Annotated in this window: 20 protein-coding genes; 9 read left to right on the top strand and 11 right to left on the bottom strand. The window is 35.4% G+C overall.

The features are described 5' to 3' along the window. Nucleotides 1–4 precede the first annotated feature (4 nt). The 6 genes from LI126_RS01345 to LI126_RS01320 all read right to left on the bottom strand — a co-directional run bounded on the left by LI126_RS01345 (nt 5) and on the right by LI126_RS01320 (nt 5356). Nucleotides 5–757 carry an ABC transporter permease gene (locus LI126_RS01345; protein WP_059085309.1) on the bottom strand — a complete coding sequence of 251 codons (753 nt, stop codon included), beginning with the start codon at nt 755–757 and terminating at the stop codon, nt 5–7. A 4-nt stretch (nt 758–761) separates the two neighbouring features. After that, nucleotides 762–1445 (bottom strand): ABC transporter ATP-binding protein, encoded by a 684-nt coding sequence (locus tag LI126_RS01340; RefSeq protein WP_059085308.1) that lies wholly within the window; start codon nt 1443–1445, stop codon nt 762–764. Between the two features lie 84 nt (nt 1446–1529). After that, nucleotides 1530–1700 carry a hypothetical protein gene (locus LI126_RS01335; RefSeq protein ID WP_015526871.1) on the bottom strand — a complete coding sequence of 57 codons (171 nt, stop codon included), beginning with the start codon at nt 1698–1700 and terminating at the stop codon, nt 1530–1532. Nucleotides 1701–1772: 72 nt separating this feature from the next. After that, nucleotides 1773–2804 (bottom strand): radical SAM/SPASM domain-containing protein, encoded by a 1032-nt coding sequence (locus LI126_RS01330; RefSeq protein ID WP_015526870.1) that lies wholly within the window; start codon nt 2802–2804, stop codon nt 1773–1775. 19 nt (nt 2805–2823) lie between these two features. Beyond that, nucleotides 2824–3693, bottom strand: a complete 870-nt coding sequence (locus LI126_RS01325) for a hypothetical protein (protein ID WP_092069504.1) — start codon at nt 3691–3693, stop codon at nt 2824–2826. Between the two features lie 43 nt (nt 3694–3736). Next, nucleotides 3737–5356: an ATP-binding cassette domain-containing protein gene (locus LI126_RS01320; protein WP_059085306.1), complete on the bottom strand. Its 1620-nt coding sequence runs from the start codon at nt 5354–5356 to the stop codon at nt 3737–3739. A 388-nt stretch (nt 5357–5744) separates the two neighbouring features. Here LI126_RS01320 and LI126_RS01315 point away from each other — a divergent pair, with 388 nt between their 5' ends. The 5 genes from LI126_RS01315 to LI126_RS01295 all read left to right on the top strand — a co-directional run bounded on the left by LI126_RS01315 (nt 5745) and on the right by LI126_RS01295 (nt 11145). Further along, nucleotides 5745–6275, top strand: coding sequence for a DUF5697 family protein (locus LI126_RS01315; protein WP_092073373.1), 531 nt, complete (start codon nt 5745–5747; stop codon nt 6273–6275). A 7-nt stretch (nt 6276–6282) separates the two neighbouring features. Next, nucleotides 6283–6948, top strand: coding sequence for a DUF6100 family protein (locus LI126_RS01310; protein ID WP_175443009.1), 666 nt, complete (start codon nt 6283–6285; stop codon nt 6946–6948). Between the two features lie 139 nt (nt 6949–7087). Further along, entirely contained in the window at nt 7088–8194 is a 1107-nt protein-coding gene (locus tag LI126_RS01305; protein WP_004223623.1) for a hypothetical protein, read from the top strand. Beyond that, entirely contained in the window at nt 8184–10190 is a 2007-nt protein-coding gene (locus tag LI126_RS01300; RefSeq protein WP_227164670.1) for a VirD4-like conjugal transfer protein, CD1115 family, read from the top strand. Before LI126_RS01305 ends, LI126_RS01300 begins: the two co-directional genes overlap by 11 nt. A 25-nt stretch (nt 10191–10215) precedes the next feature. Continuing rightward, complete coding sequence (locus tag LI126_RS01295) at nt 10216–11145, top strand: hypothetical protein (protein WP_005340395.1); 930 nt, start codon at nt 10216–10218, stop codon at nt 11143–11145. Nucleotides 11146–11226: 81 nt separating this feature from the next. Here LI126_RS01295 and LI126_RS01290 read toward each other — a convergent pair whose 3' ends face one another. From LI126_RS01290 to LI126_RS15690, 5 genes are all read right to left on the bottom strand, one after another. Beyond that, nucleotides 11227–12807 carry an ATP-binding cassette domain-containing protein gene (locus LI126_RS01290; RefSeq protein ID WP_227164669.1) on the bottom strand — a complete coding sequence of 527 codons (1581 nt, stop codon included), beginning with the start codon at nt 12805–12807 and terminating at the stop codon, nt 11227–11229. Continuing rightward, entirely contained in the window at nt 12794–14170 is a 1377-nt protein-coding gene (papB, locus tag LI126_RS01285; RefSeq protein ID WP_005340386.1) for a PapB family radical SAM/SPASM ranthipeptide maturase, read from the bottom strand. Before papB ends, LI126_RS01290 begins: the two co-directional genes overlap by 14 nt. Then, nucleotides 14160–16223 carry an FtsX-like permease family protein gene (locus tag LI126_RS01280; protein WP_227164668.1) on the bottom strand — a complete coding sequence of 688 codons (2064 nt, stop codon included), beginning with the start codon at nt 16221–16223 and terminating at the stop codon, nt 14160–14162. Before LI126_RS01280 ends, papB begins: the two co-directional genes overlap by 11 nt. Continuing rightward, nucleotides 16216–16947: an ABC transporter ATP-binding protein gene (locus LI126_RS01275; protein ID WP_005340372.1), complete on the bottom strand. Its 732-nt coding sequence runs from the start codon at nt 16945–16947 to the stop codon at nt 16216–16218. Before LI126_RS01275 ends, LI126_RS01280 begins: the two co-directional genes overlap by 8 nt. Nucleotides 16948–17036: 89 nt before the next feature. Then, nucleotides 17037–17171: a hypothetical protein gene (locus LI126_RS15690; RefSeq protein WP_005340371.1), complete on the bottom strand. Its 135-nt coding sequence runs from the start codon at nt 17169–17171 to the stop codon at nt 17037–17039. 541 nt (nt 17172–17712) lie between these two features. Here LI126_RS15690 and LI126_RS01270 point away from each other — a divergent pair. Genes LI126_RS01270 through LI126_RS01255 form a run of 4 tightly spaced genes read left to right on the top strand, consistent with a single transcriptional unit; the run spans nt 17713 to nt 21591 of the window. Continuing rightward, nucleotides 17713–18093, top strand: coding sequence for a hypothetical protein (locus LI126_RS01270; RefSeq protein ID WP_005340361.1), 381 nt, complete (start codon nt 17713–17715; stop codon nt 18091–18093). Nucleotides 18094–18117: 24 nt separating this feature from the next. After that, complete coding sequence (locus LI126_RS01265; RefSeq protein WP_004223652.1) at nt 18118–18828, top strand: conjugal transfer protein TrbL family protein; 711 nt, start codon at nt 18118–18120, stop codon at nt 18826–18828. Between the two features lie 13 nt (nt 18829–18841). After that, nucleotides 18842–19765 carry a hypothetical protein gene (locus tag LI126_RS01260; protein ID WP_227164667.1) on the top strand — a complete coding sequence of 308 codons (924 nt, stop codon included), beginning with the start codon at nt 18842–18844 and terminating at the stop codon, nt 19763–19765. A gap of 2 nt (nt 19766–19767) precedes the next feature. Next, nucleotides 19768–21591 (top strand): lysozyme family protein, encoded by a 1824-nt coding sequence (locus tag LI126_RS01255; protein ID WP_227164666.1) that lies wholly within the window; start codon nt 19768–19770, stop codon nt 21589–21591. Nucleotide 21592 lies beyond the last annotated feature (1 nt).

The following is a 21592-nucleotide window of genomic DNA, read 5'->3' as shown; positions in this document are numbered from 1 at the left end:
CCTTTCACTTCAAATCACGTCTTTTAAATATTATATACGATAAACTCAATGTAGAAATACTCCACACTACTACAATTATCAATATTTTAGCAATAAAGTTAATATCAATATCTTGTTTTACCCAAACATCTAAATAACCTATAGGTGTAACTTCTAAAATTCTCTTAATAAGATTTATTTTTTCTCCTAATGATTGTAATATAGGAAAACCAATCCCTATTACCAATACATTAAATAACAGTCCAGCTTTGGATCCCTCCATTATAAATTCCACTCCAAAACACATAAGAAATATAGTAATTTCCAATAGAATAGTAACCAATAGTTTTAAAAATATCATTCCAAATGAAAAAGTATCATTCGTCCATCCATAAAGCATGGTTGTTACACATGTTAATACCATTGGATATAAAAAAGATAAAATAACACTATAAAAAATATTAACTATCCCTTTACTGACAAAAATTATTTTTCTATTATTGCCAAAAGATGCACTTAATTGTAATGTTCTGTTTTGAAACTCGCTACCTAAATTAACATCCAAAAATATAGAACACAAGATTATTGCAACACTAATATTACTCATACCACTTTTTAGTGCATTTTCCCCTGACAACTCCTTTATCTTTCCCGCCATATACATAGAATGATTCATATAAACTGTAATTACTCCTAATACTAATGCTCCCACACAGAGTATAGTAAAAATTTTTGTGTGGCGTGTTTTATATTGCTCGCTTCTGATAGCATCTAACATATACTCATTCCTCCAATATATCTAAATATATTTCTTCTGGCATCTTATCCGGATATTTATGAACAATTTCCTCATACGTAAAATTCTTCTTAATAGTCCCTTGGGATATAAAAATATAATCTGTGGCTACCCTAAATAATTCATCTAATATGTGGCTTGAAATTAAAATTGTAATACCTTTTTCTCTTAAATCACTTAAAAGTTTTCGTATCTGAATAGTACTTTTAGGATCTAACCCATTTAATGGCTCATCTAATACCAATAATTGTGGTTTCCCAATTAAAGCAAGGATAATACCTAATTTTTGCTTCATGCCTAGTGAATAATTTTTTACTTTTTTATGATTTTCCCAAATTCCAAATTTCATTGCAAGCTCCACAATTTCTTTTTCTATCAAAGTGCTTCTCATCAAACTTATAATTTTTATATTTTCTTTTGCCGTAAGCCCCGGATAAAACGCTGGTTTTTCTATCAAAGCACCTATATTTTTGCTTTTTAACTCCATTTTTCCATTATCAGATCCAATAAGTCCCGATATAATTCTCATGAGAGTTGTTTTTCCAGCACCATTCTCTCCAATCAGTGCATAAATATGGCCTGTATATATTGATAAATTTATATTATCTAAAGCTTTTGTTTTACTATACTTTTTTTCGATTCTTTCACATTTTAAAATAATATCTTCCACTATTAGAATGCTCCTTTAAATAATTTAAGAGAGGATTTTAGTATTTAAAAATACTAAAATCCTCAATGCTACCATAGTTTAGGCTTAAATATTAATTGTAATGATAACCGTATCTCCAGCTACAGCTCCGTTAACATAGGTAACATAATATGTTTCCCATACCCATTCTGTACCATAAGTTGAAACTCCACTACTGTCATCACCATCCAAACCTTCCACTACCGGTGGCTGATATCCATTCATATCCTCGCCCATACGGTTTCCTCCTTTCATAAATATTTGTTTTATCAAAATACTCACGTATGATAAAACACTCTATCATATATCTCAATTATTGGGTAAAAGACTCAAATCATCCAAATCCTTTTCTAACATATCAATGTAAATATCATCCATGAACGTAGCAGGAAATTTTTCTGTGATTCTCCCCATGTCTCCAACTGATTTAATAAATGCTGCCATATAACAAGGAATCTTTTTCTTCCATAATTCATATAAACCACCATTCCAGTACTCTTCAATACTATGATTTCTGATGTTTCCAACAACTAATGGCAGGTAAGGGCTTGTAACAATATCTCCATTTGCACGAATACTTATATAATACATCGGTAGTTCTGTATGTTCCGGAAAACGTATTAAATGATCAACAGGATCTCCCCATACAATTTTAATACTTGGGTTACGTGCATTAATCGTATTAATTGTGTTTACCAATTTTCTATATTGAATATCTGTAGGACAAATATTCTCTAAATTTTTATTCCCACGTCCTAATGGCATAAGTGGCTGTACACGTAACTCAATTTTATTATTAAAAGACATTGACTCTAATTTTGTATGTAATTCTTCCAACTCCTCTATGTTAAATGATGTTGGTGTAAATGCAATCGACATTTCCATATCATACTTTCTAACAATATCTATGGCTCTAAACACGCTGTCATAAACGCCTGTCTTATTTCTTAATTTATCATGGCTCTCCGCTTTAGCACCATCTACGCTAAACTGTATGCTATTCAATCCCGAATGATATAAATCTCGTATAACACTTTCTGATGCCAAAATGCCATTGGTTACTATTGCTGTCCTGACTCCGCAATTACTTAACATTTTTATACATTTGCAGATAAGTTCTTTTCTCAATAATGTTTCTCCGCCACAAAAACAAAAATTCAACAATTTCATAGGCAAAATATCTTTAACAAATTTAATCACCTCATCATCAGATAATTCATGTTCCATTACTCTGTTTTCACCACTTGCATTGTAACAATGCAAACATCTTAAATTACATTTGTTTGTTATATCTAAAGCTAACTGATATGGTCCTACTGTAAAGTCTATATTTCTATTCATATATATACCTCTCTAATGCTCATACTGTCCAATCATAAATAATTAAGTCATTTCCTTTTCCATACTCATCCATTAACTGTGAAACCTTTTTAAACCCACAATTAAACAACTGCTTTTCCAACATTTCTAAATCTGAACCTATCGTTTTAATTCTCAACTTAGAAATATTAAATGGATACAAACTCTTCAATAGTTGTTCACACCCTATAAGTACTTGTTCCAATATTTCTTCTGGAACTAATAATGTTGTAATTTCTAATATATCCGTTTCTGGGTGATTATTGGATATAGATGTTATTCCCATTACATTTCCTTCTCTATCTTTTAACACAAAAAAATCCTCTTTATAATAAAACATCTTGCTCCTTAGTACAGTTTCTTTTTGGTAATCACTCAATCCTTTATTCCTATTTGCTGGGCAATTATGATATGTATATTCTGTATTATCTGCATACATTTTATATGCAGCAAATATTTCCCTAATGTCATCTTCAGTTGCCCAAATCAAATCATATTTTTCATTTAATTTTATAGTTCCGTTTACCATAAATGGTGATCCTCCTTTTCCCCATGACAAAGCCCATAATTTATCAAATGCAAACAATGTAACCACAACATCTTTAAGAAAATCAGCCGTAGGATTCATATATGAATATCTTGTTGCAAAATCTTCTTTGATTTGTTCTACTGTCCTTTCTCCATTGCATAGCTTAAGTATTTCCCATGCTTCTCCATTCATAACCATTTCTTGAGTCTTTCCGTTTACAATAGCAAAACTTTTTTTATTACCTTTTTCATGTCGGAAATAAAATATTCTTTCTTCCTCAAATTTAGGAATACTCTTTAATAGTTTTTCCTTATTAGTTAAACTTATATTATCGTAAAACATATACTTACCTCCTTTGATATTAACTACTGAGTTCTCCTTTCTTTTATTTTAGATAAATAGTTTTTATATCAGAAAATCTTTCAAAAAGATTTCTTTCATGAGTTACTATAAAAATTATCCTTTCCCTTCCTAACTCCCAAAGAATCTCTGATAATATTTCCTTTGTTTTCATATCTAAATCAGATGTTGGTTCATCCAAAATCATAATATCTGTATTTTTTAATAATACTGGTAACAGTTGAATTCTTTGCATTTCCCCACCCGATAATTCATGAAATGCTCTATCTAAATAATGCAAAATATTAAATTGATTCGTCAAATATATATTTTCTAAATGATACTGTTTTATCAATATTTCAAGAGCACCTATATCAAAACGTTCTGCTAACATCTCTTTTACCGTTATATCCATTTCATTTTGATTTTGTATATATATAGATATTTTATTTTTTCTCAAGGATTCAATTTCTACTTCTGAAATAGGAATATTATTAAACTCAATGTTTCCCTTCTTTTTAGTGTGTAATAAACCACACAAAAGATATAAAAGGGTTGATTTTCCGCTACCATTCGCTCCCATGATCAGATTAATTCCTTCCATAAATTCTTCATTATAATTTGTTAAAATTTTTTTATTATCATAACTGAATTCTAATCTACTAATTTTAACTCTATTAATCTTTTGATTAACTATTTTTGTTCCGTACTGCTCCTTCTCCAAATTTTTTATTTTTGTAATCCAATCAAAAGAATTTTTTGCATCTTGGTATACTTGCCCAAAGGAAAAGAAAAATTTAATACTCTGTATCAGCATTCCAAAATATGATGAAATTATCAAAAACTCTCCTAATGTTAAGTTTCCAGAAATCATCTCAATACCACCAACTATTAATGCTGTTGATTTAAAAACAAGCGTAATGATACTCTCTAAAGAATTGTAAAAATATGAAAGCTTAGTATACTTCATGAATTCTTCTAAATATTTCCCAAACTCTCTTCTTCTTTTGTTTTCCTTATTTTTATAATCAGCCCATAACTTTATTTTTTTTATAAATTCAAATTGTTCATTAATATGCTTGTAATATGCAGACTGTTCTTCTTTATATCTAGTACTTTGCTCATACAACGGTTTTTTTAAATAATAATAACTAAGTATGTAAGCTGGAACTATGAACATTATAAGTAAAAATATTTTTTTATTTATTTTTCCAATTGCTATTATTACCCCAATTATAGTTAAACTCTGAAATACACTACTTATAATATTATCAAAAACAAAAGACCATATTTTATTTGCATCAATATTGATCTTTTGATGTAAATAAGATGGATTAAATTTACTACTTTCGCTATAGTCGGAATATTGTACACACCTTATAATTTCATTCATTGTTTTAAATACAAGTTGGGACTGAACTTTAGTTTTATAAATATTAAAACAATATGTCAACATTGTAGTTATCACCCCTAGCCCCACTATTAAACAACCAAATTTAATTATTTTTTCTTTACTTGGTGTATATATCACTATATTAAAGTAAAAACCGTTCAAATACGGAACAACTAATGCTAATACAAAAGTCAGGAAATTCCCCATAATTATAAAAATTAAAAGCCTTTTATTTTCACAAAAATTTTTATACACAAACCGTAATAGTTCCATAAATACCTCTTTATCAAAATTTCATATATCATTTCATTATAAATTTTTGTTTTTCCCACATTACCATAGTTCCTATATACTTCCCATATTTTTTGTTTAAAATGCACTTTTTTTTTTCTATTTGGCACATTTACTTCTTATATTTTACTTCAACTTGGCACACTTCTGCGATTGAAGGGTTATCTTACCCATGTTACAATTGATATTGCTTATAGTATTCCTATTTTTTACCGGCACCTTAATTGGTGCTTTTTTTGTACCCGTAAACCTTTCGCTGACAGTAGCCAATACTTACACAGTACGTACAGCGTACTTCCCCTAAAATAAGACGTATTCTGTGCGTACAGTGTAAGTAAAACTTCCTATTATATAATGAAGGGAGATTACCATGAAAACAAGAAATGAAATCTATCAAGGGGAAGGTGCCCAACTGCTCCGGTTCATTACAACTTACCATTCGCTGCAATATGAACAGATCTTACGGCTCTTTTCCAAAAACAGAGAGTCTATCAAGTCTCTGATCACCAGTCTGGTAAAACAAAAACGCATTATCTATGATAAGGAGAACGGGCTTCTCTGCGACAGCCAGGAATCTGCAAACAATCCTGATTATGGAATGATTGCATCTTTTTGGGTGCTTTTGGACTTCAAAAACGCCATTGTGTACCATACTGACGGTGAATTTCCTGTGAAATTGAACTTTTTCTCTAAAGATGAGTGGTATGAAGTCCTCTATGTCCCCCAGGAGCAGGAATATCTTATCAATCATGTCATGGAAAGCCAGACAAAAAGCGATGCGAAACGGCTGGTTGTATTAGAATCGGAAGAACAGGCTTCAAAAATCCATATCACAGGTGTGATTGCCTTTTGCCTTGTAGACTCCTCTACCGGATCTGTCAGCTATTATGCAAAGAAATGAGGTATGTATGAACACCAAAACTGTTTTTGACCGTTTACAGAGCATTGATGATGAAGTCCAAAAACTTCACAACACTATTTTTGCATTGAAAACAACAGATATTCAAGCGTATGCCGACAAATACGAAGAGCTGAGTATCAGTGCTGCCCTACGTTCTGAAAGGATTGCCTGCCAGCTCAGAAATCTGGTATATACCACAACTGATACTGGAAAGAAAGACTATCTGAAACAGGCTGCGGCTGTGCAGGGAATCAAAATCTCTTTTTCAAATCGTGTTCTTTCCATTACCATGCCAGGACTACTGCCCAAACGTAAATTGCGAACCAACACCGCTTTTCTACATGAGCCATTAAACCTTGCCTTGCAGACTTATGTGACAGAACATTCTATTCCGTTATATAAAAGATGTGTGGTCTGTTTCAGTCAAATTTATGACCAGAGCCTTTCTTTACAACGGATACGTGATTACGATAATTTGGAGTTCAAACAGATTTTAGATACTATCGCTTCCTATGTTCTGGTTGATGATACGGGACTATTTTGCGACTCCTATCACACTACAGAACTGGGGAATTACGATCACACCGTTATCTTTGTAATGGAACCGGAAATCTTTCCTGGCTGGCTGAAAAATAGAAAATCGTCTATCAAAACCATATCGGAAATTTCCTGATATTTTTCTTTCTTTTTCCGATATAGGTAATTTTTCTGCAAAGAAGCCATATTCTTTGCATTTTTTATGCTTAATACCGCCCTTACTTTACCCAAGTATAGGCTGTCATAGGTAAAAATCGAACTGAGGTGATGCTTATTTGATAAAAACCGATTCTATAAAATATCAGCTTTTGGAAATGGTTGGACTATGTGGGGAATTCCCTTCCGGACAGCTTAACAGATTGATTGAGAGTGATTCCTATGCAGAGAAGGTGGTTACAGATTTAAAGCAGAGTAAGCTTATAAGAACACACTATAAAGATGGCCTACGAGGTTATCGCCTTACCAAACGGGCAAAAGAACTGCTGCTTTCGCAAAATTCCTGTCGTTTTCAAAACTATTTAACCGGAAATGCAGAAACCAACCTCATACGTAGCGAATTACCAAGACGGCTGCGACTTCATCAAAAAGCAGAAACCTATTTGACGCTTTCCCATGCTGGAATCCCATTCTTTCCAGATGAAAAGCCCCTGCTTTTTTCTGAATCCGGCGAAGCGGCTACGTTTCCTATGCGAAGCCTTCCTCTGTTTTACTCTTCTAGGGAAATAAAAAATCTTGGAGCATCCACTACTAAAATCAAAAATTCCCGTAGTATGGGAATCCTGATGGCTCCTCACTGTGTCTATGCTGTTTATAATACCGGAAATACACTTCTAAAATGGGAATACAAAACGGAAGTCCGACTCAATGCTTTTTTGCAGCACTATCTTCAAGGACTTCCTTACCATGGCCCGCCTACCGTTTATGCCATCATGACCGGCAGTGATATGGATATGGCTTTCCGTCTCCTTACCAGTACCGGGGGATACAAAAAAACACTGTTCATGCTGGATACTGCGTATGAACACTTCTATTTCCTGCCCAATAACAGCTACGGAGAATACCTGCTCCGTTTATTGGTACAACCCCAGCGTATGATGCAGCTTAATCAGTTACTACTGTCCGACTGTTTTCCCCAGCGTGAGGATCTGCCAATTGAACATGATGGAATAGACAGCCAGGAAAACCCTATTTTGCTTGCGTATGATTTTGACATGCAGCGTATCAACCGCTTCAATACTGGATTAAATGTATATGGGCTATCCGGGAACCTGATTTGCTTTGACTTTCAGCTTCCCTGCCTGAAAAAATACCTAACTGCAGATATACACTTCTCCAGCATTGATTTTCAAAAGTTTAAAAGGAGGTTTTTCAATGAACCGTAAATGGTGGAAGTTCCTGTTTTTGCTTCCCATAAGCGTCTGCACTCTGTATGCCGGAGGATACGCAGCACAATTTATTAAAAACTATCAGGAATGGACTTCTGCCGGAAACTTTGCCGGCAACGGAACCTATCCGCAAGCAGCTTCTTTACACCCATTGGTATGCTTTCATACTGCCCTTACCGATTTCCCATACAATTTGTATGGGATTTTTCTTTGCCTGGTTCTCTTTGGGCTTCTTACTTTTTTACTTATGCGTATGGGATATGACAGAAACGGGGAGATTAGTGACCATGACCGGAACTTAAATTACTCTACAAAAGGAACCTACGGTACATCCGGATTCATGACTCCAGATGAAATGATGAAAGTTTTGGAACTGACCGGAGATGTAAAGAAAAATAAAGGAACCATTTTAGGAAAATTGAATGGCAAAGCCGTATGTCTTCCATATCAAACACGAATGAATAAAAATATCGCCGTGTATGGTGCCAGCGGTTCCATGAAATCCAGGGCATTTGCCAGGAATATGATTTTCCAGTGTGTCGCCAGAGGGCAGGAAGGCAACAACGCTTCCGGGGAAAGTTTAATCATTACCGATCCCAAAAGCGAACTCTATGAAAGCATGTCTGCTTATCTGGAAAACGAGGGCTATGTAGTAAAAGCATTTAATCTGGTCAATCCGGAAAACTCGGATAGTTGGAATTGTCTGGGTGAAATCAATGGACAAGAAACGATGGCTCAGGTATTTGCAGATGTCATCATCCAGAATACAGGTTCCGGAAAAGGAGATCATTTCTGGGATAATGCGGAGATGAACCTGCTAAAAGCCCTGGTTCTCTATGTGGATCAGGGATTTCCACCGGAAGCCAGAAATATCGGACAGGTTTATAAGCTGCTGACCATGAGTTCTGAAAAGGAGCTGAACAGTCTTTTTGATCTGCTCCCAGTGTCCCATCCAGCAAAAGTTCCTTACTGCATCTACAAACAAGCCAGTGATACCGTGCGAAGCGGAGTTATTATCGGATTGGGTGCCAGACTTCAGGTATTTCAGAATAAACTCATTCGGCAGATTACCTCTTATGATGAGATTGATCTGACACTTCCGGGGAAACAGAAATGTGCTTACTTTTGCATTACCTCAGACCAAGACAGCACCTTCGATTTTTTATCTTCCCTGTTTATGACCTTCATCTTCATCAAACTGGTCCGTTATGCAGATAAATATGGAGAAGAAGGAAAACTTCCTGTTGCTGTACATATACTGGCTGATGAGCTTGCTAACACCGGAGCTATCCTGGAATTGAATAAGAAGATCAGTGTAATCCGAAGCCGGAATCTCAGCATTTCCTGCATCTTTCAGAATTTACCCCAGATGCAGAACCGCTATCCTTATAACCAATGGCAGGAAATTATCGGCAACTGTGACACCCAGCTCTTTTTGGGCTGCACAGATGAAGTTACTGCTACCTTTATCAGTAACCGCAGCGGCGATGTAACCGTAGGGGTAAGCAGCGAAGCCAAGCAGCTCAATAGCTGGCGGGTATCCGACTATACACCGGAATACCGACAGACAAAGTCTATCGGCAAACGAAAACTCTTAACCCCAGATGAAATCTTGCGGCTCCCGCTTGATACTGCATTGGTTATCCTACGTGGACAAAAAGTCCTAAAAGTAGAAAAGTACGATTATACCCTGCATCCAGACGCCCAAAAGCTGACACCAAGAAAAGCATCGGAACACATACCTGAATGGCGCAAAAATGGTTCCTCGGAAGAAACAGATTATCGACCACAGCCCTCATCCGGATCATCCAAAAGGAAACGCCGTCCATCTTCTGCATCAATAGCAAAACAGAAACCACATTTTACATCCGAACCCGTTTATCAGGAACCTACTCCCGATGATTTTATGGAGGATTTCCTTCAGGAAAATTTTATAGAAGATTCCCCCGAATCTGGCATGGTTCCTTTAGATAAAGATTCCATCATGTCATAACACATTTTGAAAGGAGATAACATTTATGGCAAACGAAACAATGAACCTGAACACCCCTATTTTAACCCTTGACTCCGATACTGTATTAGAAACTGCTCAATCAAAAGCGGATTTAATCTGGCATGACATCCAAAATGCCTATCGTACCCGGAAAATTCTCACTGGTATTCTGGGTGGTATTGAAAAGACCGAAGCCGGCAGCTTAATAGCAATTATCTACTATAAAGATTATCGGGCAGTCATCCCTATCTCGGAAATGATGATCAATTTGGTCCAAGATGAAGCCCATGACTACGGTGACATTTCCCTCCGCCAGAATAAGGTTCTGAATAATATGCTTGGCTGCGAAATTGATTTCATTATCAAAGGTCTGGATACCAAATCCAGAAGCATCGTTGCCAGCCGGAAAGATGCTATGCTGAAAAAACGTCAGATTTTCTATTTTGATCAGGACTCTTCCGGACAGACTAAAATCCACGAAGACCGTATTGTGCAGGCCAGAGTCATTGCCGTTGCTGAAAAAGTAGTCCGGGCAGAAATCTTTGGTGTAGAAACTTCCATCCTTGCAAGAGATCTGTCTTTTGACTGGCTGGGTGATGCCAGGGAACGATTCCAGGTAGGGGAACATATTCTGGTTCGGATCTTAACTATCCAGGGAGATTCCCCAGAAACGCTCTCCATCCATGCAGATGTAAAAAGCGTGGAAGGCAACACCAGCAAAGAAAATCTGAAAAATTGTCGGGTACAGGGAAAATATGCCGGAACGGTGGAAGACATCCACAAAGGGACTGTTTTCGTCCGGTTAGAACTGGGCGTCAACGCCATTGCTCACAGTTGCTACGACAGCCGCACCGTTGGAAAGAAAGATAAGGTGTCCTTTGTTGTGACACATATTGATGAAGAACGGAATGTTGCAGTGGGAATCATCACTCGGATTATTAAGCAATACATATAGCATTCATAATGCACTGGGGGATAAGAGAAATCCCCCAGTCTTTAATGCCTTCATCAGAGTTACATTTGAACCAACATACAATTATGCATTTAAAGTTATTATTTCATCACACATAGATAAAAGATATTTTCTATGTGTAATGATTATTATAATTTTATCCCGCTTTATTTTTGCAAGCAAATCACCAACTATTTCTTCACTTTTCATATCCATAGATGCTGTAGGTTCATCTAAAATTAAAACATCTTTATTCTCTAAAAATACTTTTAAGAAACATATTTTCTGCAGTTCGCCACCAGATTTTAAAGTATAATTATATACTTGCTTTTTCGGCACTTCATCTAGGTTTAAAAAATTTAAAAGTTCATTATTATTCACATAACAAGCTATTTCTTCTATATCATCAACAGACACTGTTGCCTTTTGAGGCATTACCGATATTCCCTTTAACAATGATTCCTGTGATAATTCATTAATATCTACATCATTTATTGTAATCGTACCATTGTATACCACATCAAATCTTCTCAATAATTTTATTAGGGTAGTTTTTCCAGATCCGTTTTCGCCTGTTATACCTAGAATTTTGCCCTTATGTATAGACATATTGAATTTGTCAAATATTACTTTGGTATCAATTTTTTTAGTTAAGTCCGTTATTTCTATTTTTTGAATACTTGTTACTTCCTTACTACCATAATTACGTAAAGGTATCTTAACTAACAAATTCAATCTGTTTGACACTACACAAAATGATTTGTATTGTAAAAAAACTTCTCCTATCTTAAATAATGGAACATACAGTTTTTGGGTGTACAAAATCACATTAATTAATTGACCAGGGCTTAAATTGATACTGGAATCTAATATCCATACTGATAGGATTACAATAATAGAAATCAAGTTAAAACTCTGTGATATGATCAATGAAATTTGATAATGGTTTTTTATTTTAAAAAACTGTTCAAACAATAATTTATTTGATTTTGCATACAAACTAAATGCACTTTTTACATTATCAATTAAATAGTAACTTTCAATATTGTTCAAAATATCATTAGAATATGTATTGGTTTGTGTCTCCACTTCCTTCATTCGTTGTAGCTTATAATTTAAAGGTAAAGTATATATTTTTTGAACAACGACAAAAAATATGACTAACCCAATAATAACTACTCCTAGTTTTATGTTGACTCTCAAAATATACCAAGCTATTCCTAAAAAGGAAAGCAAATTTCCTGCAGCATTAGAAACATCCGATACCAAAAAGCTATTAAATTGTGGAATATCTTTATCTAATAGTGTCTCTAAATTTCCTATTGAATATTTTTCCCAAAAATCAGCATTGGTATTTGTAATTCTTTGCATTATTGCCTGTCTTGAAGCAATATTCATTTTTGCTTCAAAATAATTATATCTATTTGCTTTCCAATATTCTATTATTAATGCGATAATAGTCAGTAAAATCAATGCTTTACTATAAAAAATCACATTATTATATTGCATATTTTGAACGCTATCTATTAGTTTTCCAATATAACTTGGTGAATAAACAGATGTTGCTGTGCTTATTAGCAAAAACAAGAAACAAATTCCATGTTGCATCAAAAAAAAAGTAATCGTAATATGACAGTTGCTTAAAATATTTTTAATACTTTTCACCAAACAACTCCTTTTTTTCTTTTTCACTAAGTTCCATATACAAGTATATTAATTTTTCATAAAATACCTGTTGGTGGAAACACTCCCTTGGTGGCTGCGACAATAAACCACCATTTTCTTCATAATTTCCAGCCACACAACCACCTGCACAATATTTTCTAACCCAGCATTTAGAGCAGCCTTCACGAGTATTTAGATTATTAATTTGTGCTTTTTCTAAATACTTTTCTCTCTTCTCTTCATTTTCCTGATATGTATCATACACATTACCTAAACAAGTTTCCTTATAACTTACAAATCTATGACAAGGATATATATCACCATGTATATCTATTGCAACGTCTCTTATCCCTGCCCCACAACCGAATTGTCTATATACACCCCTGTGTAAACTTAACAATGCAGAGTATATAAAAGTCATCTTTCGCACTTTAGAACAATTATTGCTATGAATAAGTTCTTTGGCATATTCTATCAATTCTATTTCGCTATTAATGTATTCCACAAATTCCGCATCTGATGTCAAATTATTGGCAGGTGTCATCGGTATATTTTTAAAGCCTAACCCATTCAAATGATTAAATGTATTAACCATATCAAGATTACCTGGTGTAAGAGTTGCTCTAGACGTTAAACCGTACTCTTTTCGTAATTCTTTTGTATTTTTTACAGTTTGGTCATAACTACCTGTTCCATCTTTATGATATCTGTTTTTATCATTTTTTTCTTTATCACCATCAATGCTGATAATAGTCGAAATTTTATTTTCTACTATTAGTTTATTTACCTCATCATTTAATAAAGTTCCGTTTGTTGTCATCGAATAACCAACATTTTTATCTTTGGTTTTACAATACGAAATAATTTCTTTCATTAAATCTACTGCCAACAAAGGTTCCCCTCCAAAAAATGTTATTAAAACTTTATCGGCATCTGAGTGCTCAAATAAATAGTCTATTGCCTTAAAAGCAGTTTCTTTACTCATTTTACCTGAATCACAATAACTACCTTCGTCACCAAAACAATAGGAACATGCCAAATTACATCCTTGAACCAACATTAAGGTTATTCCAACAATATTTTCTTTGGTATAAGTTTCTATCGACGATTCATTTTTAGAATCCACATATTTAAGAAAGCCTGCATTTTCCATTGCATTTACAAGCGAATTAAATTCTTCTTCGTTAAAATATTTTTTACTTTTCTGAAATAATTCTTCTTTCGATAAGTTATTGTTTTGAATTACTTTTAGAGTTCTTTCATCCACTTTTACAAGTTTTCCGTTTTCTATGTCTAAAATAACCACCTCTTTTTCATTACGAAATATCTTGAAATCATTAAACTGAATAATTCTATTGTACATATGTATCCTTCTCTCCTTTTTTTATTATTCTCATTGTAATAAAGGCATATAATACAGTCATTCCTATAACCAATAACAGATAACGACTGGCATTTAAAATAACACCTTTTATTGATACATAAGCATGTATTTCTGCATAATTCAATGAAATATATACTCCTAAAATAATACTCAGAAAAACTCCCGCACAGACCAATGGAGTAGTATAGATATACCTACTCTCCTTTTTTCTAATATCACTACTTTCCTTTTCATTAACCCCCAGCCTACGGTATACCTTAATATTATCAACATGACTTCTCATAATAAATAAATAATTCAAACTCAAAATGCTTAAATTAAGTACCATACCTATTATGAATAAATAGATGGATAATAAATTCACCAATATCGTAAACGTCACAAACTGGTTATTTGAAATTGTTTGCATCGTAACCTCAAATATTTTGAAAAAATCATCTTCTTTATTATACTTTCTATTTGACTCATATATTTCACTATTATTTAACTCTGTCAAAATATCTTTTTCTATTTTTTCTGCTTGGCTATATGTTATCCTATCTTGTGTATCAATTAATACTGTTTCTGATACTTTTAATAACCCTTCTACAGCGTATGCATTCACTACTATAACATACGGATTATCTGTATTAAATAAACTTTCTCCCGCAACAGAATCTGTAAATTCTTTCTGGGAATTTTTCAGAGTAACACCATTGGACAACACAATTTTTTTATCAGAAAAAACATTCTGTTCGGTCTTATACTTATGAACTAAAAACTCATCTTTATTTAAACTAACCTTTTCCAATCCTGATGCAGATCTAACACAATTATAATCATCTAGGGATATAATATAAGGTGGAAACATTCCCCTTCGACGATTTTTAAATAAATCTGGATTTGCAAGATAATTTTTAACCTTAATGAATTTATTAGCATGTACATCTTGACTCTCTAAATACTCATTCAAAAAATCAATTTCAATTTCTCCAATCTTATCGGGTTCTTTGATATAATTATAAATACTATTTACTTCTATATCATACGAGCCTTTATATTGATTGAATGAATGAGACCACGTGAATAGTATGTTAGCCATTACTGGTACTACTATACAAAAAAGCAATATAATACTAGATGAAAACATCATAAACTTTAATCTTTTGGAATATGTAGTTAACTCTGTGAGCAATATAATGTCTTCAATACTATGATACTGCTTTTTCAACCTCTTTCTTGTCTGCAAATTTATTCCAGCATAAATAAAACTTCTTATCGCCAGTATCGCTAAAATAATAACCAAAAAAATCAAAAGATTTTTTACATTATCAGGAATCTCTTGTAAATGTTGAACATAATCATAATATCTTAAAACTCCTATTCCCATTATGCCAATAACTATTATGGAAATTATATTTGCTTTAACTGAAGGAATCTTTCCAATTTTTATTTTCTTTTCTACTGTTAATAATTCTTTTAACTCAATACTTTTGAATCTTTTCACATTTTTTATAAATGTAACTAATAATAATATGGCATTTCCCAAAATAGTAAGTGCTAATGCATCTTTATATAACTTGAAAGATATTGTTATAGTAGTCTCCATAACTTCCAAAATATATTTTGTCAAAAAATAGTTAAATATAGTGCCTATAATAATACCAATCAAAAGTCCTATAATACTTCCTATAAGTCGTTCAACCAAAATTTTATAAGATATTATTCTTCTTGATAACCCCATTGTTCGTAACAAATAATATTTGTTCTTCTGGTAATTGAATAAGTAATTATCAAGATACAAAATTATTCCTAATGCTAATAAAAAAAAGCATCCTGCCATAATACGTGTCATCAAAAGAATATTATCCACATTAAAATACTCTATATGTTGAATTACATAATCCTTAGAATATATGATATTTATTCCATACATTATTGCAGAATACATAACAATCATAACAACATAATATAGATTTAACTGAATGTTCTTTTTAAAGTCTTTTGAGGATAATTTGGTTAGTAATTTACACATTTTAATAGTATTATCCATCATATTCCTCCAAACAACTGATTATTTCTTTATAATATTTCTTTTGTGAATCATTCTTTATCAACTGTTTCTCTATCCTTCCATCTTTTAAATAGACGAATTTATTTGAATATGAAGCCACATATGGATCATGGGTTACCATAACTATTGTCTTTTCTAAATCCGTATTCAGTTTTCTAAAAATCTCTAATAAAATATCGGCATTTTTTTTATTGAGAGCCCCTGTTGGTTCATCCGCAAAAATACATTTTGAATTATTCAATATACTTCTAGCAATTGCAACTCTCTGTCGTTCACCTCCAGATAATTCATCTGGATATTTATTTAACAGAGTTTTTATATTTAATTGTTGTACTACTTCTTCAAAAGATAGTTCCTTCGCATTTGATTCTGCTAGTAATACGCCTAAATAAGCATTTTCCTCAACTGTCATTTCTTGAATCAAATTATAATCTTGAAAAATTATACTTATATCTTTTTTTCTGTATTGATCTCTTTCCTTATCCTTATACTTCCTAAATGATTTGGCGAAAAAGGATATTTCTCCCTCATCATAATCTTCAATCATTGTCAATATATTTATTAAAGTAGTTTTACCAGCTCCACTACTACCCATAATCGCTAAAAAATCACCTTCAGCAATATCTAAATCTATGCCTTTAAGTACCTCTGTTATCTGTTTTCCATTCACATAGTTTTTAGTTATTTGCTTAAGACTATACATATTATCGCCTCCCTTGTATTATCTAACAAGAACCGGGGAAATCCCCGGTTCTCTAGTCTTGAATGACCACTCTGCTTCTTAATTGGCAATTAACTAATGAAATCTAATGATCCACCATTGCAAATAGTACAGTTGTTGTCACCTTTATTGCACAGAAGACAAATATTGCTATCAATATTTTTTGCCTCTTCTTCAGTAACTGTTCTGTTCACTACTTCAAACATATTTGCATCCTCCTTTCATTCAAAATTGTTAGGCAACTGTCAACTTATACTCTTCCATTTTTGTTATACGGACTAATTCCCCGTACAAAGCAAAAATATTTCGTACTAAGTTTTATGTAACCAAAATCACTTATCGCCAACAATTTCACCTAACATTTTAGGTTACCATTAATAAATACACTTTCCTAATCTACAAAACCATATTTTTTGCTTAAATTGCGTTTTTTTTGTCCTCGTTGGCACATACCATTCATTTTTATGTCCCAACTTGGCACACTTCTGCGATTTACAGGGAAATCTACCCATGTTAGAATGATACTGTCAAAATTATATGTAGCGAAAACGCAGCTTTCCAGAGAATGCCTCTTTTCTGGTGCAAGCTGCGTTTTTTAGTGCATGGAAAGGAGTATCACAACTAAATATGGAATAAGCGTTCCTCCGTATTGACCGGACTGAAGCTTTTATGAGGCAGGAAAACTATAAGCCAGGGCAAAGTGAAAGATCTCACTTTGCCCTCTTTTTATGAAGGAGGTTCATTTACTTGAAAAACCATGTACACAAAGAAGCCCCACCGGGCATGAAACATCATCGGAACTATGGAAAATATCTCTATACTGCCTTCCTTGTCTTCACTCTGATTGCCTGTAATGTACAACCAGTTATGGCTGCTACCATCTGGGACAAAGCTTCAGAAATCATGAAAGACGTATATAACCAGATTATCCTGATTTCCACCATTGCGGCTGTTGTAACTGCATCGGTTGCTTTGCTTTTGATGAATTTTTCCAAATCCGGAAAAACCGTGGATGAATCCAGGGCATGGCTCAAACGAATCATCATTACATGGGCGATTCTCAATGGTCTGGGATTTATCATGGCTTACATCACTCCGTTCTTTGCCGGCGGTCAGTGGAATGGATAATGCAGATAAGGAGGTGGCTCTGTCATGGGAATACTTGACGGAATTGTAGAATGGATTGCCGAACAGGTCATGAACATTCTGGATTTGATTACTACTTCTGTTCTGGGTGCACTGGGATGTTCCATGGATACTTTTCTCCGGTATTTTCCAGCAGCGGAAACAATGTACCAGATTTTTCTGGCACTGGCTATCGGACTCATCCTTTTAAACTGGGTTTGGCAGCTTTTTAAGAATTATTTTATGGGGACAGGGATTGACGCTGAAGATCCAATCAAATTATCACTACGGACCTTTATGTTCCTTTTCCTGACATTCTATGCCAAGGACATCGTGGATCTTCTATTGAATATTGCAGGAACCCCGTATAGCTGGATTCTGACTGAAGATCTTCCACCACTGGAATTTGCCAAGTTTAATTCTGTAATCACAGTCATCTTGGGAGTATGTGCCAACGGTGCTGTCGCCATTGTTGCCCTCATACTGGTACTGATCCTTGCCTGGAATTACATCAAGCTGCTTTTTGAAGCTGCGGAACGTTATATACTGCTTGGAGTTCTGGTCTACACCGCACCTGTTGCATTTTCCACAGGAGCTTCCCAGGCTACCGGAAATGTTTTTAAGAGCTGGTGCCGTATGCTCGGCGGACAGTTCTTTTTACTTTTAATGAACGCCTGGTGTTTGCGACTGTTTACTTCCATGGTCGGAACATTCCTTGCAAACCCTTTATCACTCTAGGAAGGAGGAGATTATGAAACATAAGAAAACACTGCTCTGCAGCCTGCTATTGATTTCTTGTCTGATTCTTGTAACTTCCATGCCGGTCTTTGCCGCTGAACTTACAGAAGCAGAGGTACAGCAAGCTGTAGATGCACAGGGAAAAGAAACGGTCACCGGTAATGTCTTTATCTGGTTTCTGTGTGCCATTGCTTTTTTGAAGGTTTCTCAAAAGATTGACAGCTTTATGGCAAGTCTGGGAGTCAATGTTGGAAATACTGGTGGAAATATGATGGCTGAACTTTTAATCGCCGGAAGAGGTCTTGCAAGTTCCTTTCGAGGGCATGGAGGTGGAAGCCATAGTAGTTCCCATTCTTCCTCTCCCGGAAGTGCTGCAGTACAAAGTTCTTTCCTTTCCGGAGGATTAGCCGGAGCCGTTGGAAGGCAGACAGAGCGTTCTGCGGTAAATGCAGCCACCGGATATACCGAAGGGCCAAGTATCGGAAATGCACTCTATCAGTCTTCCCTTGAAAAGGGCGGAGATTTTGCCAATAACGTTATCAGCAATATTGCTCAAGGAAACTATGGTCAAGTTGGCTCGATCAAAGGTGATGGGGCTGTTTCTGCATTTCAATCCTACATGGGAATTCAAAATGAAGATAAAACGGATCATTCCTATACCAATGTTGAGATTGGCGGCGGCAGGATAACAGGAGTTGAGTCCGGTTCCAATGGGGACAGCCGGGAATTTGCTATGTACCATGCCGATCAATATACGGCTCCTACCCAGGGAACCTATGAAACTGTTCAATCTGTAGACGGAGCTACCTGGTACAAACAGTATGCTGAAAATACGGTATCCAAAATTCCTTATGATGCTGGCGATGGAAAGATAGCCTACAACGAATCCATTGTCCAAAAGCTTCCTCCTACTCCTCCAAGAAAGGAGCGGATTTAGTGATGGATACAGAACGCTCTGGACTTGACGAAGCAATGGATGTAGGCTCCAGTACCATTTCTCACCTAAAGTCCTTAAAAACAGCAGCCACTTTCTCCAAAGCAGGATATGGTGCAGCCCTTGGCGGGCCTTTTTCAGCAGCGATTGGAGCAGTCATAGCCAGCCGGAATCAGTTCGCTAAAATTCTTCTTGTTATTCTCGCCATACTGCTGCTTCCGGTTTTATTTATTGTGATGCTCCCTAGTCTGATCTTTGGAAGTCTGACCGACCAAAGCGATGTGCTAAACAGCAACTCTATGATCAGTGAAAACATCCGTGCTTCCCGTGAAGCCATCGTTGAAGTGTTAGAAGAAAGCCATGAAGACATTCTGGCAGAGATCCATGCAGCAATTTCCCGTCTTCCACAAGGTGATACTGCATCCATCAATGATCCCTATACATACAGCATCTCCATCAATGCCAATCTGCTGATTTCACAATTTTGTGCCAGCCAGGATGACTATAAAAACATCAACCTAAACCAATTAAAGAAACTCATCCGTGAAAACAAAGAAGGACTTTTTTCTTATGATGTAGCAACCGAAACAGTTACCATGGAAGTTACCGTTGATGGCGGTGCAGAAGGAGAAGCCGGCACAGAACAGGGACAGGCACAAACACAGACGGTTACTTTTACGAAACACACCTATACCGTTGTTTATGCTGGGGATTCCTATTTTGCAGACCATGTATTCCATCTTACAGACAAGCAGAAAGAACTTGCCAAAAACTATGCAGAAAATCTGACTGCTTTCTTTGGAACTGCTTCTTCCGGCATCGTAGCTGCTATCAATCTTAGTGATGAGGTATTGTCCTACCGCCCTGCTGTAGAAAGAGCCGCTGCGAAATATGGTATGAATGATTATGTGGATTTAATTCTGGCAGTCATGATGCAGGAATCTGGCGGACGAGGGCTGGATGTTATGCAAGCAGCGGAAGGTGGATTTAATACCCGCTATCCCCATGTGCCAAATGGGATTACAGATCCGGAATACTCCATTGAATGTGGAATTCAAGAATTAAAGTATGCACTGGAGAAGGCAGGATGTACCGGTCCTACCGATTTAGACCGGATCAAACTCGCACTCCAAGGCTACAATTACGGATCCGGTTACATTGACTGGGCAATGGAACGGGACGGTGGATATACCAAAGAAAACGCCATCGCCTATTCTGACATGATGTGTGCAAGACCAAGTTGGCCTTATGACCGGTATGGTGATAAAGAATATGTGGATCATGTCCTTCGGTATTACCAAATTACTGCCAGTGGCGGAAGCTATCCCGCAAACGGCATGCAGATTCCACACTATCTCCAGACAGACTATGGAAATATCCCCTATGGCGGTGGTTCGATTGCATCCAGCGGTTGTGGACCTACCAGTTTTGCCATGATCGCCAGTTATCTTACAGGCACTACCATTACACCTATTGATGCAATATCCTGGTGCGGAAATTCCTATTACAAACCAGGAGTCGGCACTTACTGGTCTTATTTTCAGGCAGCGTCCGATCATTTTGGGTGTGGGGCTGTCACACAGACCAGTGATCCCAACCAGGTGCTTCAGGCTTTATCTGAAGGTCGTCCGGTCATCAGTTCCCAAAGAGCTGGGCTTTTTACCAGCGGCGGACATTTTATTGTCCTTCGTGGTGTAACGGCTGGAGGTAAAGTATTAGTCAATGATCCCAATGACAGTTCCTCCAAAAACTACATCAACTGGGAATTCGATATGATGACGGAAGTGCATGCAACCGCAAATGCCTATTGGATCTTCGCTAAAAAATAAA

The organism is Mediterraneibacter sp. 210702-DFI.5.30 (assembly GCF_020560115.1).
GTDB classification, from domain to species: Bacteria; Bacillota; Clostridia; order Lachnospirales; family Lachnospiraceae; genus Mediterraneibacter; species Mediterraneibacter faecis.
Note: the sequence above shows the minus strand (reverse complement) of the source record. Positions and strands in the feature narration are given on the sequence as shown.

Bases quoted from the DNA above. Each gene is read 5' to 3' on its own strand.
- LI126_RS01260 (WP_227164667.1), top strand. From the start codon at position 18,842: ATGAAACATAAGAAAACACTGCTCTGCAGCCTGCTATTGATTTCTTGT.
- LI126_RS01345 (WP_059085309.1), bottom strand. From the start codon at position 757: ATGTTAGATGCTATCAGAAGCGAGCAATATAAAACACGCCACACAAAA.
- LI126_RS01320 (WP_059085306.1), bottom strand. From the start codon at position 5,356: ATGGAACTATTACGGTTTGTGTATAAAAATTTTTGTGAAAATAAAAGG.
- LI126_RS01295 (WP_005340395.1), top strand. From the start codon at position 10,216: ATGGCAAACGAAACAATGAACCTGAACACCCCTATTTTAACCCTTGAC.
- LI126_RS01335 (WP_015526871.1), bottom strand. From the start codon at position 1,700: ATGGGCGAGGATATGAATGGATATCAGCCACCGGTAGTGGAAGGTTTG.
- LI126_RS01325 (WP_092069504.1), bottom strand. From the start codon at position 3,693: ATGTTTTACGATAATATAAGTTTAACTAATAAGGAAAAACTATTAAAG.
- LI126_RS01315 (WP_092073373.1), top strand. From the start codon at position 5,745: ATGAAAACAAGAAATGAAATCTATCAAGGGGAAGGTGCCCAACTGCTC.
- LI126_RS01255 (WP_227164666.1), top strand. From the start codon at position 19,768: ATGGATACAGAACGCTCTGGACTTGACGAAGCAATGGATGTAGGCTCC.
- LI126_RS15690 (WP_005340371.1), bottom strand. From the start codon at position 17,171: ATGTTTGAAGTAGTGAACAGAACAGTTACTGAAGAAGAGGCAAAAAAT.
- LI126_RS01265 (WP_004223652.1), top strand. From the start codon at position 18,118: ATGGGAATACTTGACGGAATTGTAGAATGGATTGCCGAACAGGTCATG.
- LI126_RS01330 (WP_015526870.1), bottom strand. From the start codon at position 2,804: ATGAATAGAAATATAGACTTTACAGTAGGACCATATCAGTTAGCTTTA.
- LI126_RS01280 (WP_227164668.1), bottom strand. From the start codon at position 16,223: ATGGATAATACTATTAAAATGTGTAAATTACTAACCAAATTATCCTCA.
- papB (WP_005340386.1), bottom strand. From the start codon at position 14,170: ATGTACAATAGAATTATTCAGTTTAATGATTTCAAGATATTTCGTAAT.
- LI126_RS01275 (WP_005340372.1), bottom strand. From the start codon at position 16,947: ATGTATAGTCTTAAGCAAATAACTAAAAACTATGTGAATGGAAAACAG.
- LI126_RS01300 (WP_227164670.1), top strand. From the start codon at position 8,184: ATGAACCGTAAATGGTGGAAGTTCCTGTTTTTGCTTCCCATAAGCGTC.
- LI126_RS01310 (WP_175443009.1), top strand. From the start codon at position 6,283: ATGAACACCAAAACTGTTTTTGACCGTTTACAGAGCATTGATGATGAA.